We start from the raw sequence: 13,477 nt of genomic DNA, 5'->3' as shown, positions 1-13,477 counted from the left end.
CATGACGGCGCTCGCTCCGCATCTCTCGGCATACCTGCGTGAACATCTGCCACGCGAACGCGCTGTCAGTCCGCACACGGTGAAGACCTATGCCAACTGCTTCGTCCTCCTCGTCCAGTTCGCTGCCGGTCGGCTGAAGCGCCGACCGACCGATCTTGAGATCGAGGATCTCGGCACCGACATGATCATGGCCTTCCTTGACCATGTCGAGACCGGTCGCGGCAGCTGCGTGCGGACCCGCAACGGCAGGCTCGCCGCGATCCGGTCCTTCTTCCGGTACATAGAGTATCGCATTCCGGCCTGCCTGGACCAGGCGCTCCGCGTCAGATCGATCCCGACCAAGAAGACCGACAAGGCGCTGATCGACTACCTCGACCGGGCCGAGATCAAGGCGTTGCTCGACGCCCCCGATCCCCGCACTCGCCTTGGCACACGCGATCGCGCCATGCTGCATCTGGCCTATGCCGGCGGGCTCCGGGTATCGGAACTTGTGTCGCTTCAGCTGCGCAATTTCCCGGACCGCTCCCTGTCCACCGTGCACATCATGGGCAAGGGTCGGCGTGAACGGGTCCTGCCGCTCTGGAAGGAGACCCAGTTCGCATTGCGCGCGTGGCTTGCGATACGGCCCGACGCGCAAGCTGCCGAGATATTCCTCAATGCCAACGGGCAGCCTATGACCCGTGACGGGTTTGCATTCCGACTGGCTGAACACGTCAAAGCAGCGGCGGCAAAGCAGCCGTCGATCCTCGGCAAACGGGTTACGCCGCATGTGTTGCGCCATTCCTGCGCGATGCACACGCTCGCGGCGACCGGGGACATCCGCAAGGTCGCGTTGTGGCTTGGCCATGCCAGCATACAGAGCACCGAGACCTACCTGCGGGCCGATCCCGAGGAGAAGCTGCAAATCCTCGCGGCTCACGGTGCCCCCGCCATCAAGCCCGGGCGCTTCAAGCCGCCATCCGATGCCCTGATTACCATGCTTACCGACGTTCGAAGGCGGGCCTAGCCCGTCTCCGAACATTCCCCCTGACCCTCATATTATCTGGAGTGAAATCATGGAAAACCGAAGAAAACCTGCGCCTCCCGCCGCCACGCTCGACATAAACTGCGACTGCAAAGAATATGTAATCGACTATTTGGAGCGCGCCTTTCCGACGCGGCAGATGCGCGTCTTCACCGATGATACCGGCACGCAGCGCTCGGCGCCGATGGAGGACGAGGCCGGCAACCCGGTCTATAATCCCGAGGCCGAAGCCGCTCGCGACCAGCTCATCGAACAGCTCTGCGCGCTTCCGCCGATCATGTCCGCGCTTGACGGCCTGCTCGAGCATTTCGGGCATGATCACGTCGCGGAGGTAACCGGGCGGACCAAGCGCCTCATCACGACCGGCGATGGCAGGCAGAAGCTCGAAACCCGCTCCACCCGCACCAGCCAGGCCGAGGCAGCCGCTTTCATGGCGGGCCGCAAGCGCATGCTCATCTTCTCCGACGCCGGCGGGACGGGACGATCCTATCATGCCTCCCGAGACGCCCTGAACCAGGAGCAGCGCGTCCATCTGCTGCTGGAACCGGGCTGGCGCGCAGATCGGGCAATCCAGGGTCTCGGCCGTACCCATCGGACCCACCAGGCCAGTACGCCGCTCTTTCGCCCGGTCACGACCGACTGCAAGGGCGAACTCCGCTTCACCAGCACCATCGCGCGGCGCCTCGACAGCCTGGGAGCGCTCACCCGGGGGCAGCGTCAGACCGGCGGCCAAAACCTGTTTGACCCGGCGGATAATCTGGAAAGCGAATATGCCTGCGCGGCGCTCGTTACCTGGTTTCACCTCCTCGTCGGCGGCAAGCTCAACAGCGTCTCGCACGCCGATTTCGAAAGTCGGACCGGGCTTGTACTTTGCGAGAAGGATGGCGTGATGAAAGAGGAGCTGCCGCCGATCCAGCGCTGGCTCAACCGCATCCTCGCTCTTCCCATTGGTCTGCAGAACAGCATCTTCGACGAGTTCCTATCGCTGGTGGAAACCCGCGTCTCTGCGGCCCGTGAAGCTGGCCGGCTCGATGTCGGCGTCGAGACGATCCTCGTCGACAAAGCTACGCTTATCGACGACACGCTGCTGCGAACCGACCCGGTCAGCGGCGCCACTTCGCATCTGCTGACAATCGAAATCGAACAGCGGCGAGTGCCCGTTTCGCTCGCTCGCATCCTCCATATCGCCGACACCGACCCAACCGCCGAATACCTGATCAACGGCAAATCCGGCATGGTCGCGCTGCAGACCCGGGCGCGGGCGCTCATGGAGGAGAAGGAAGGCACGCCGATCCCGCGCATAGAGCTGATGCGCCCGACCCGCCGTGAATATATGCGCGAGGAGGATCTGTTCGAAAGCGCCTGGACCGGGATCGACCGGGACGCCTTCTCCGCCAAATGGGTCGAGGAAGCGGACGAGGCCGCGAACAAGGTCGACACCGAGACCATCCGCCTTGCGACCGGGCTGCTGCTGCCAATCTGGTCGGCGCTTCCCAGCGATCACCTCGTCGTCAATCGTATCGCCGACAAAGATGGCAATAGCTGGCTCGGCCGTCTCGTCTTCGATGAGCATATCGTCCAGCTCTTCACCAAGCTCGGCATCGATCGCGCCGAGAATCTCCCGCCGACCGACATCGTCAAGTCTGCCATCTCGGGTCGAAGCGTGGATCTCTCCCGCCCGTTCCCCATGACGATCAGGCGGGCGCTGGTGAATGGGAGCCCGCGCATCGAGCTTGTCGGCGCACCAGCGCAGCAGCTCGCTTGGCTCAAGTCCATCGGGTGCTTCACGGAGGTAATCCAGTACCGGACCCGCGTCTTCCTTCCAATGCCGACAGCCGCCGAAACGCTCGACCGCATCCTGCTCGGCAGCAGCTGATCGGCCACACGCGACCCTCGGCCGCACTGCCCGAGGCGCCCCGGGAAAGAGGTGAGGGGGAGCGGGGGCGATGTCCGGGATGTGCCGGATGCCAGAAGGAGTTCCCTCAGTGATCCAGACAATCAAACTCAGCAAGCTGCGGCTCTCGCCGATCAACGTACGCCGTCTCCCCGAGGAGAAGCTGCAGATCCCGCAGATGGCGGCGGACATCGAAGCGCGGGGCGTCCTGCAGAACCTGCTCGTCACTCCGGCGAAAAAGCCTCGGGGCGCCTTCGAGGTGTTCGACGGTGGCCGGCGCCTGCGCGCGCTTCAGCGTCTCGCTGACGCGGGCACGATCAAGGCCGACGACTATGATGTCCCGGTGATGGTTCTGCAGGCCGATGAGGCGACGCTCTCAGAGACGTCGACGGCGACCAATTTCCAGCAGCTCAAGATGACCCCGGCCGAGGAATGCCGCGCGTTCCAGCACTTCATCGGCACGACCGGGGACATCGATGCCGTCGCCAAGCGCTTCGGCGTCACGCGGCGGTTCGTGGAAGGCCGCCTTCGCCTGGCGTCGCTCGCAGAACCGATCTTCGAAGCGCTCAGCGCCGGCGAGATTACCATCGACGTCGCGAAGGCCTACGCCTCGACCGAGAGCCAGGAGAAGCAGCTGCTGGTCTGGAACAGCTACCAGAACAACCACGTCAACGCCGACACCATTCGCCGTGTCATCGCAAACGAGACGCTGAAGGCAAGCGATCCGATCGCCATCCTGGTAGGCGAGGCGCGCTATATCGACGCCGGGGGCAAGGTCGATGGCGACCTGTTCACCGACGGCAACGATCGTTGGGTCAACCCCGAGATCGCGCACCGTCTGGCCGGCGAGATCATGGAAGCCGAGGCCAAGCGCATCGGCGAGGAAATCGGCCTGGCCTGGATCCGCCCGATCGCCAGCAACTATGCGCATAATGCCGCGCACGGCCTCTATCGCGCCATCCTCCAGCCGCCGGCGCTGACTGACGAACAGGCTGCCCGGATCAGCGAGATCGAGCAACGCCGCAGTGAGCTCGAGGCTGAGATGAAGGACGAGTCGATCGCCGAGGATGATTTCAAGCTGCTCGACCAGGAAGACGACCGGCTGATCGCCGAAGTGGGAGAAATCGAAAACCGCGCGCCCGTTCTGCCTGACGAACTGAAGCCCCATGTCGGGGCATTTCTGCTCCTGACCCCGCAGGGCGAAATGCGGCTAGACACCCAATATTACAGTGAGCAGCCGATCCTTATCGAGGAGCCGACCGGAGACGACACCGAGGACGGTGCGGACGGCAACAACGGCGAGAGCGGTGACCGCTCTACGAACCGCTTCCGCATCGGTGGCAGCGAACCGCAGGAACCAAAGCACCGGCCGGAGGCCGTCGCGCCGGGGGGCAAGCCGCTCAGCGCCCGGCTCTACGATGAACTGGCGATGCAGCGTCGGGACATTCTCGCATCCTCCCTCCTGGCCCAGCCGGCGCTCGCTCTCGATTACGCGCTTTTCGTGATGATCGACTCGCGAAGCCATCCATCGAGCCCGTCCAGCGACAATGCGGTCAAATATGGGACGACGGTTGGCGCCAGCAGGCCGCAGGATCCCGTAAACGACGTGCCGACATCACGGGCGCGCGACTATCTAGCCGAGGCGCACGAAGGTCTCGATGCCGCCTGGACCGAGCATGAGAGCGAAGTCGACCGGTTCGAAGGATTCCGCGCTCTGGACGACGACGACAAGGCGAACTGGCTCGCCTACATCGTGGCAACCTCGCTTCAGGCAAAGCACGGCATCAGCAACGAACAGATCCCGTTGCAGAACCGTTTGGCGTCGATCCTCGACGTCGATGTCGCGCGCTGGTGGCGGCCAACCGCTGAAAACTTCTTCGACCGGGTCAACAAGGGCAGCATCCTCAGCCTGCTGCACGAAGTCGGCGGGCCGGCGTTGAGCGGTCGTCACGCTTCCCTCAAGAAGACCGAAATCTCGACGAGCTGCCAGAAACTGTTCGCCGGCGACTCGATCGTCGAGCCCGAGGTCAAGGAAGCGGCGCTCGTCTGGGTGCCGGATGCGATGCGCTTCCTCGATGCGCAAGCCGACGAGTCCAGCGGCGCATTCGAAGGTCTTCGCGAGAATGGCGGCGACGATGATGAGTTCGGCGAAGCCGGCTCGCATGAGGTGGCTGACGCCTGACCGGGACTACACAAAACGGATCGGATCCGACCACACCGCCGGTCCCTTGTCACCGCTCTTTTTCCTTCCTGGCAACTCACCGTCGGTGTTCACGCGCCGGCGGTCCTTCTTCCCTTGTCGCCGGAGCTCCACAATGTCCGCAAAACCAAGGCCGAGCCGCGATGTCGCGGCGGAGATCACGGATCTCATCATCAAGAAGCTCGAAGAAGGCGTGCCCCCATGGAGCCGACCGTGGCGCGTCCAAGGGAGCGGCGGCCGCCCGTTGCGCCATTGCGGTACGCCCTACACCGGCATCAATACCTTCTACCTCTGGGCGATCGGCGACGCCAACGGTTACCGCTCACGCTACTGGATGACCTTTCGCCAGGCAGAGGCCTTGGGCGGCAATGTGCGCCGCGGCGAACGGGGCTCGCTATCCGTCTATTATTCGAGCTTCAAGAAGACCGAGTCGAACCCGGTCACCGGTGCGGAGAAGGAGCGGAGCATCCGCTTCCTGCGCCATTACATCGTGTTCAATGCCGACCAGATAGATGGTCTCCCGGCCTATTTCTATCCGTCTGTCGAGGAGCCGGCGCCGATCGACCCCTCGGCCCATCAGGGCGCGATCGATCGCTTCTTCGAGGCCATCCCGGCCGAGGTCCGACACGGCGGTGATCAAGCCTACTTCAGTCCGACCTTTGATCACATTCAGATGCCGTACCCGCGAACGTTCCGGACGATGGATCATTACGCCTCTGTCCGCGGTCATGAAACGACCCATTGGACAGGAGCGAGCAGCCGGCTCGCACGCACCTTCGGCAAGCGGTTCGGCGACAAGGCCTATAGTTTCGAGGAACTGGTCGCCGAGATCGGGAGCGGCCTCGTCTGCGCGCATCTGGGCCTTCCGAACGAGCTTCACGACAGCCACGCCAGCTATGTCGGACATTGGTTGGGCATCCTGAAGGGCGACAAGACCGCGATCATCCATGCCGCGTCCAAAGCCGAGCAGGCCTTCAACTTTCTGCTGGCGTTCGGCGCCGAACCGGCAGCGGCGTCGCAGATTCCGCTGTCGCCCGAGGCCGACGACCTTCTCGCCGAAGCTGCATGAGGAAGAAGCACGATGGCACTCGAAACCCAAATCCTTGCCTGTCTCTCGACCGGCCATGTCGACGAGCAGACCGCAAGGGAGCTCGACGCGCTCATTCAATACCCTCTTCCGATCGCGGCTCGCGATGTCCCTGCCATCTGGCAGGGGCAGATCGTCGCTGAGCGCTGGCAGGAATATGGCTGGTTCGTTTGGGTCCAATCCCCTGGCCGGGATGGCATGCCGTCCTCGCTGCAGGCCTGTCTCGCCATGGCCGAGGCCGCGGGCGCGGACTGGATTCAGTTCGACCGTGACTGTGCGCCGATCGGCGAGCTTCCCGTCCACGAATGGTGAATTCACCCAAATCTGAGGAGACCCCGCATGGGCTGGCTCACAATGTCTCGCTATCACATGGGCGGTCACGCGACCGCCAAGGCATATCTCGACGCGCAGTTCACTTACAGCCGCGATGTCGATGGAATCGTCAAAGGGCTGAAACTCCTCGCGTCGTCCTGCCCGCAAAACCGGACCTACTACGCTGCTGCTCAGGTCATGGTGGACGGCGTTGGTGGAGAGGTCTTTGCCATCGTCTGCAAGGTCATGTGGAATCCCAAGAGCACGACCGGCGAGCACTTCGGCTATAAGGACATGGACGAATCCATGGGCCCTTGCGAGGATAGCTGCCCCGCGCACATCCTCGCTCTGCTGACCCCTACGGACAAGGAACATGCACTCGACTGGCGCCGCCGCTGCCACGCCAAGCTGGTACGGCGCGCCCGCAAGATCGAGGATGGCGACCGGATAAAACTTGCCTCAGCCCTCACCTTCTCGGACGGCCATGTCGGCAACGAGTTCATCGTCGTGAAACGCGGTCGTCGACTTAGTTTCAGGGATCCTGACAGCCGCCAGGGCTACGCGATCAGCCGCTTCATGGAGCGGGACTGGACGGTCGTGCCGGTGACCAAGGTCCACAAGACAATATTTGCATGAGCCGGAGCGCCCCGGACCATGATCTCCGCTAAGAGGATCTGTCATGCCTGCCCTAGCCACCCACTTTTCGCCCAAGCGCTATCTCCTGTGCAGCCGCGAGAACGCCCACCGCGTTGCCTCCCGGCTTTTCGACGCGCAATCGGGGCGCGTCAGTATTGTTCGGACGGGCAATCCACTGCAGCCGTTCTGCGTTTCGACGTCGCCCTCGCGCGACGCTCACGTCGAAGTCGAGATCATCTCTTGATGCGGTCGATTCTTCTCGCCGCATTCGCCGTCACTTCGTGCAGCGCTTCGTCCCAGGTGCCGACGAACCGGAGCTTCGATGCCAGGGCGCGTGCGCTCGATGGCGACACTGTGGCCGTCGATTTCCGCCTTCTCGGCGTCGATGCATTCGAGCGGCGGCAAATGTGCGAACGCCGTGGCGGTTGCTGGCAGTGCGGAAAGGCGGCGCAAGATTTTGCCGCAAACATGCTCCGCGCGAAAACCGCGGACATCAAACTGACGCCGTCCAGCACCTATGGGCGCCCGGTCGCGATCGTGACCGTAGACGGCAAGGATCTCGGCGAAATGTTGATCCGCGCCGGCCTGGCCGTCCCCGAGGCCCAATATCTTCGCGACGATCCTCAGCGTGCCAAGCGATACGCTGCGGCGTTCTCGCAGGGGAAGACGAGCAGGGCAGGGGCCTTGGCCGGACGCTGGATCGAGCCCTCGAACTGGCGGCGAGGCGAGCGCCTGCAGTGCGAGCGATGATAGGAGCGGCGCAAGGACATGGCCTGCGCCGCTACCGCTTTAGACGGTGAGGGACGGATCGGCCCACCATGAAGGACCTTGCTCGAAGTCACCGTCCAGCTTGACCAGCGGCCCGTCCGGGGCGTCTGCAACATAGGGATTCGTCAGCGGCATCCGCCGGGCTTTCATTCGGCGAACCTCGCCGGCAACACGTCCGCGACGCTCCAGCAAATCTTCGAGCCACTCGAGATCATCGAGCATGTCGACTACGCCGCGACCGGCAAGACAGAAGTAGATGCAGCGCTGGTAGTCGTCCGCGCCATCATTGGCGAGAATCTCCGCCAGCTTGCGCTTGGCCGCGATGTCGCCCTCATGGGTCCAGGCAATCGCCTCCCGAAGCTCCCTGACCGAATAATAGGCATCTTCGACGTCCATGCCGATCGCCGCGTTCGCGATCATGCGGCGTGTGGGCCGGTTTTCAGCGTCCAGGGCTGCATCGCGGAGCGTGATGTCGAGATCAAATCGGTCGTGAAAAACGGTCTTCTTCATCGCAAGTCTCCAGCACGCGGAACGTACCGTGAACGCGCGTGACGGTCAAGCACACGATGACAAACGTTGGAGGGTGATCAATGCCGATCGACATCATTGTGGGACTACCGCATCTCAATGAAGGCGCGATCCTCGGTCGCGCTCGGTCCCTTCAGCAGACCGCGCTGATTTCCGCGAATGGGCTCTCGCGATGGTCGACCAAGCGAGGCTGGCGGGAGTGGGCGGGTTGGCGGACCCACCTGCTGCAGAACGCGCGTGGGCTGTCTGCTCTTTGCCTCGATTCGGCGGGCTTCGTCGCTGCCGCTCGGTATGGTGGCTTTCCCTGGTCGATCGCCGACTATGTCGCGCTGGCTGCGGCCTATCCCTTTCGCTGGTGGGCCAGCGCCGATTATTGCGTCGAATCCGAAATCGCCCGTGACCGTGAAGAGGTCATCGACCGTCTTTCACGAACGATCCGCGCCAATCGGGACTGCCGAATATTAGCCGAGGGTTTCGGTATCGCGGATACCATGTTGCCGGTGATCCAGGGCCGCAGGCCCGACGATTACGAGCGTTGCGTCGAGGCCCTGTGGCACTTGATCCGCCCCGGTAAGCCTGTCGGTGTCGGCAGCATGTGTCGACGGGAGATTCATGGTCCGGAGGGCCTGATTGCGGTCGTCGATCATCTCGATCGGATATTGCCCTGCAGCGTCCGCCTGCATCTCTTCGGCGTCAAAGGTACGGCTCTGCCTTTCCTTCTCCCCTACGGCCGCCGTATCGCGTCGATCGACAGCCAGGCTTACGGCATCAGTGCGCGCCGGACCGCGCTCCGCCGCGGCGTCGCAAAGACTGACAGGCTGGTGGCAGATCACATGGAGACCTGGATCGGAGCGCAAATTGCGCGGCTTGCCGCGCGGCCGCAGCAGCTACCCCAGGGCCTCTCTCCACCCACCGATTGCCCGCCCGCCGACCCCTGGGAACGGGCGATCGCCCAGGCACGAGCAGAGATACGCGACCTCATCGAAAGCGGCGATCTCGAACATGACGAACTCACCGCACCATGGATCGAGCAATGGGCGGCCGACATCTACCGGGACAGCCTGCCGGCTGAGTGAGGGGAGGGGGATCGGAGGGAGTGAGCTTCAGGCTCGCCAGAAGGAGGGTCCGCGACCGTCAGGGAGCGCCTCGCACACCTCACAAGGAGATCCGCCTTGACCGCTTCCCAACCACGCGGCGCCGCCACGCTGCCGCTCTCCATGATCATCAAGGGCGACAACCCCCGCCGCTACTTCGACCGGAAGAAACACGCCGACCTCGTCGCGTCGTTTCGCCTGCGTGGCATGCTCCAACCCATTCTACTTCGTCCGGTGCCCGAGGCCGACGACACCTACGCTATTGTCGCCGGCGAGCGCCGCTACAGGGCCGCCCTGGAAGTCTTTGGCCTCAATGGTGAAGTGCCGGTCATCATCCGCGAGATGACCGATCAGGAGGCCCTGGAAGCCGCGATCGACGAGAACGACAACCGCGACGACGCCTCGGAGACGGAACAGGCGGACGCGGCCGTCCGTCACCTCGCGGCCTGCCACAATGATCGCGCCGAAACCGCACGTCGCCTCGGCTGGTCGCGGGCAAAGCTCGATCGCCGTCTGGCGCTCGCCAGCCTTTCCGAGACCGTCAAATCCGCTCTCGACGAGCGCCGGATCAAGGTCGGCCAAGGTCGGCCATGCGGAGCTGCTCGCCGCCGTCCCCGCAGAAAAGCAGGACAAGGCGCTGGAGACGATTCTCGCTGCCGGTCTCGACATCGGAAAAACGCGGGATCTGCTCATGCGCGTCACGCAGAGCCTCGCCGCTGCCACCTTCGACAAGACCGAATGCACGACCTGCCCGTTCAACTCCGCGACGCAGCGCGCGCTGTTCGAGACCCATGTGGACGATGGCCACTGCACCAATCCCGGATGCTTCCAACTAAAAACGGAGGCTGTCGACAATGCGCGCCTCGAAGAGCAGGCACGCGCCGCCGCCGCCGCGCAGGCCGAAGCCGAAACCTCGGAATCGGACGAAGACGATGAGGAACTCGACGACCCCAATGACGAGGACACCGCGCCGTCCGACCGCCAGGACCGACTGCTAGCCCACACCGCGGATTCCGTCGGCGAAAGCGTCATCATCCCCAGGCCATCCGCAGCCGCCGGAAGCGTGAAGACGGCTGCACGCGCAAACGGGCCCTCGGTGACCGTTAAATCGATCGCCGGACGGAGTACCGACCTTCGCGAAGTGACATGGCGCACCGCTCTGGCCCGCGATCTCGCCGACAATGCGGCGCACGCCCACACCGCCATCCTCGTGGCTGCACTCACCGGCACGCTCTCCCAGATCAAATCGAGCACGCTGACGTCCCGCGCCGGACTCCTGGTCAATCCATCCTTCCCGGACCTGAGCTTCACCGGGAAGATCGAGGAAATCCGCGCTCTGACCAATGCACAGGCCGCCACGGCGCACTCGGCCATCGGGGCGGCCTATGCGCGCGACGTACAGTCTTTCGGCCATGTCGCCGATCTCGCCCGCGTGTTCGAAATCGATATCCGCCACGCCTGGCAGGTCGATCGCGCCTTCCTCGAACGATACACAAAGGACGAGCTGAAATTCATCGCTCAGGAATGCGGCCTCATCGCGCACAAGGGCGAAAAGGCGTTCGCCAAGCTTCTCGGTTCCAAGAAAGCCGACCTGATAGCGGGCATGCTCAACGCCGTCGGCTTCGATTGGGCCGGCCGCCTGCCAAGCGCCATGACGCTCGACGCAACTTACGGCCCGCCCACGATCGCCGTTCCCCCGGCCATCGACGGTGGCGCCACTGACCTCGCCGCCTGACCAAACATCTCACCCACTCAAGACGCAGGACTGACCGCCATGCTCATCTCAAGCCTGCTCCCGCTCCTCGAGCGCTATTCACTCGGCTTCGACCTCGTCGCCGGACCCGACGGGACAGTGACCCTCACCGTCATTCCGCGCAATGCCGAAGGCAAGACCCACAGCCTCGAGTCCGGCGAAACGCGGCCGATCTCGCTCACCGCAAACGCCTCGGAGATCGATGCCGAACTTGCCAGGGGGGCAGACGGCGCCCTTGGTCAGCTCATCACGACGCGAAAGACGCTTGCCGACCAGATTGCACAACAGCGTGAGGCCACCGAGGCCGCCCGCGCCGCGTCTGCAGAAGCGGCCAAGGCGAAAGCGGCCTCCACGACAAGCAAACCGTCCAGCCCGGCAAGCGCGCCGACGTCCTCTGCTCCGGGCGCTCTCCCCGCCGAGGCCACATCGGATGAACCCGCCAGCCTGTGGTGATCGCCCCGTCTCCGCGCTCTTTCCCACCATCACGAGGAACACCCGATGCAGATCAATCATCTCGCCCGCATCTATCGATATGACGGCATCGATCTACCGATCCCGCCGCATCTCGCCAACGATACCCAGGGCCTGCGCGCCTATCACGCCACCCTTTATCCGGCGATCCTCAACGCCGAACTGGTCGATGGCGGCGTGATCGGCGGCGTGCATGTCACCGAATATCGCCGCGCCGTCGGCACGAAGGGCTGAACGTGCCGCGCCGGAAAGGCGCGGCCATCCCCGCCGCACCCCGCAAGAGGCTCCTCGAATGGATCGAGATCGAAGATGGCAACACAACCGGTCCTCCCCAGCCTCCCTGCAGCAGACAGGCCCAGGCGATCCACCTCCAGATCGCGGTCGACCCGGGCCCGTATCGAGACGAAACCTTCGAACCTCTTCAATCGCCCTCCAGTCTGCGGCTTCCCCCGCTCGGCTGACCTTGCCGGCCGATCCGTCAGGATTGCGCCGGAGATCCCAACCGCCTTCGACCAGCCGCTTTCAGCCCACCATAAGCTGATCGGGCGCTGGGTCGCGTCCCGCGATCGATCGCCAATCCTGTACACCCGCGGCGATGCGCGCCGGCACATCGAAACGACCTTCAACCGCGCAGTTCTCGACGCTCTTGAGCCGCTCACGCTCGTTGATCTGAGAATCGTCGTCCTCAACGGCGAGGAGGTCGGACCGCCAGCAGTTGCCACCATCTGCGAAAGCATGGGTCAACTTGATCTCGGATGGATCGAGAGCAGCGATGCGCCGATCTCCTGGCGGGCCGCCGCCTATGCCGCGCTCGAGCAGACCCTGGGCAGCGCTCTGCCGATCTTCAACTACCAGGACCTGTTCGACGAAATCTCGATCTACTATTGGGACGGCGAAACCGACGATGAGGGCGCGCGCGAAAGCCTCATCCACTACCAGGGCGCAGACCCCGACGATCTCGACGAACACACCCTGCCGTCGACCATGAACGCCAGGAAGCCCGAGTGGATGGTTGCGGCCAATTCAGTGCCGCTCGCGCAACTCCCGAACAGCCTGCGCCGAGCCTTTCGCCGGCTTCGGCAGACCCACGACGCGCTTCGGCGGCTGCCACAGGATCGCAACGCCTGGCACTTCAATTCCGAGACCCTTTACGAATATGTCCCCGGCCTCGAGGAATGTTCGGCATTGCCGCCGCTGACCCTCGTTCCCGTCGAATTCTTCGCGGCCGAGGTCGATGATGTCGGCCGCCACGGCATGGAATACGGCTTCATGGACGTCGCCGGACTCTGCCCGCTGCCGGACGCCGACGCCATCACAGACTGGTTCGCGGCGCTCGAGGTCGGCACGCAATTCCTGCTCGCCGCCCAGCATCTGATCGAACTTAATCCCGACAAACTGCGAGGCTCCCATGTCCGACCATAGCGCTCATTTCGAAGCAACCCCCGCCGGCATGGTGCTGACCAGCGCCATCCTGCTCTACCAGAGCGACTCCCCGCGAAACTCCAGCCACTATACGACGCCGGGACCCGACGCACACGCCTTCGCCAGCCTCCACCCCATCGAGCACAGCGGCGAAGCCGGCCCGACGATCGCCGCCGGCACCCCGCTGACACGCGCCCATCTGCGTCAATGGTCCGACGCCCTCGGCAGGGCAGCGCCGCCTGACATCCTGCCTCACAATGTGCTCGTCGCTCACTCCGACATGCTTGC

At 64.0% G+C, this 13,477-nt stretch carries 12 protein-coding genes and 2 pseudogenes; 13 read left to right on the top strand and 1 reads right to left on the bottom strand.

Going from position 1 to position 13,477, the window contains the following annotated elements; all coding sequences use genetic code 11:
* The first annotated feature begins 1 nt into the window (after position 1).
* From B7Y89_RS17565 to B7Y89_RS17535, 7 genes are all read left to right on the top strand, one after another.
* On the top strand, positions 2-1,006 hold the full coding sequence (locus tag B7Y89_RS17565) for a tyrosine-type recombinase/integrase (RefSeq protein ID WP_292626438.1): 1,005 nt from the start codon (positions 2-4) through the stop codon (positions 1,004-1,006).
* A gap of 202 nt (positions 1,007-1,208) precedes the next feature.
* A complete protein-coding gene (locus B7Y89_RS17560) occupies positions 1,209-2,900 on the top strand; it encodes a strawberry notch C-terminal domain-containing protein (protein ID WP_366416468.1) in 1,692 nt (563 codons plus the stop codon).
* A 109-nt stretch (positions 2,901-3,009) separates the two neighbouring features.
* Positions 3,010-5,100, top strand: coding sequence for a ParB/RepB/Spo0J family partition protein (locus tag B7Y89_RS17555; protein WP_292940686.1), 2,091 nt, complete (start codon positions 3,010-3,012; stop codon positions 5,098-5,100).
* A 133-nt stretch (positions 5,101-5,233) separates the two neighbouring features.
* Positions 5,234-6,187: a zincin-like metallopeptidase domain-containing protein gene (locus B7Y89_RS17550; RefSeq protein ID WP_292940682.1), complete on the top strand. Its 954-nt coding sequence runs from the start codon at positions 5,234-5,236 to the stop codon at positions 6,185-6,187.
* A 12-nt stretch (positions 6,188-6,199) separates the two neighbouring features.
* Entirely contained in the window at positions 6,200-6,517 is a 318-nt protein-coding gene (locus B7Y89_RS17545; protein WP_292940679.1) for a hypothetical protein, read from the top strand.
* Positions 6,518-6,544: 27 nt separating this feature from the next.
* The gene (locus tag B7Y89_RS17540) at positions 6,545-7,153 is read left to right on the top strand and encodes a hypothetical protein (RefSeq protein ID WP_292940675.1); all 609 of its coding nucleotides are present in this window, start codon (positions 6,545-6,547) and stop codon (positions 7,151-7,153) included.
* Between the two features lie 240 nt (positions 7,154-7,393).
* A complete protein-coding gene (locus tag B7Y89_RS17535) occupies positions 7,394-7,903 on the top strand; it encodes a thermonuclease family protein (protein ID WP_292940672.1) in 510 nt (169 codons plus the stop codon).
* A 39-nt stretch (positions 7,904-7,942) separates the two neighbouring features.
* Here B7Y89_RS17535 and B7Y89_RS17530 read toward each other — a convergent pair whose 3' ends face one another.
* Positions 7,943-8,431, bottom strand: coding sequence for a hypothetical protein (locus B7Y89_RS17530; protein WP_292940669.1), 489 nt, complete (start codon positions 8,429-8,431; stop codon positions 7,943-7,945).
* An 80-nt stretch (positions 8,432-8,511) separates the two neighbouring features.
* Here B7Y89_RS17530 and B7Y89_RS17525 point away from each other — a divergent pair, with 80 nt between their 5' ends.
* The 6 genes and pseudogenes from B7Y89_RS17525 to B7Y89_RS17500 form a co-directional block, all read left to right on the top strand.
* Complete coding sequence (locus B7Y89_RS17525) at positions 8,512-9,525, top strand: hypothetical protein (protein WP_292940666.1); 1,014 nt, start codon at positions 8,512-8,514, stop codon at positions 9,523-9,525.
* A 96-nt stretch (positions 9,526-9,621) separates the two neighbouring features.
* Positions 9,622-11,278: pseudogene (locus tag B7Y89_RS17520) on the top strand (PRTRC system ParB family protein).
* Between the two features lie 39 nt (positions 11,279-11,317).
* A complete protein-coding gene (locus tag B7Y89_RS17515) occupies positions 11,318-11,749 on the top strand; it encodes a PRTRC system protein E (protein ID WP_292940663.1) in 432 nt (143 codons plus the stop codon).
* A 45-nt stretch (positions 11,750-11,794) separates the two neighbouring features.
* Positions 11,795-12,001, top strand: coding sequence for a PRTRC system protein C (locus B7Y89_RS17510; RefSeq protein ID WP_292940660.1), 207 nt, complete (start codon positions 11,795-11,797; stop codon positions 11,999-12,001).
* Between the two features lie 75 nt (positions 12,002-12,076).
* Entirely contained in the window at positions 12,077-13,189 is a 1,113-nt protein-coding gene (locus tag B7Y89_RS17505) for a hypothetical protein (protein WP_292940657.1), read from the top strand.
* A gap of 28 nt (positions 13,190-13,217) precedes the next feature.
* A pseudogene (locus tag B7Y89_RS17500) lies at positions 13,218-13,477 on the top strand (PRTRC system protein B); the annotation flags it as partial.

This window comes from Novosphingobium sp. 32-60-15, from assembly GCF_002280675.1.
Taxonomy (GTDB): domain Bacteria; phylum Pseudomonadota; class Alphaproteobacteria; order Sphingomonadales; family Sphingomonadaceae; genus Novosphingobium.
This window is presented reverse-complemented; position numbering and strand designations above follow the sequence as displayed.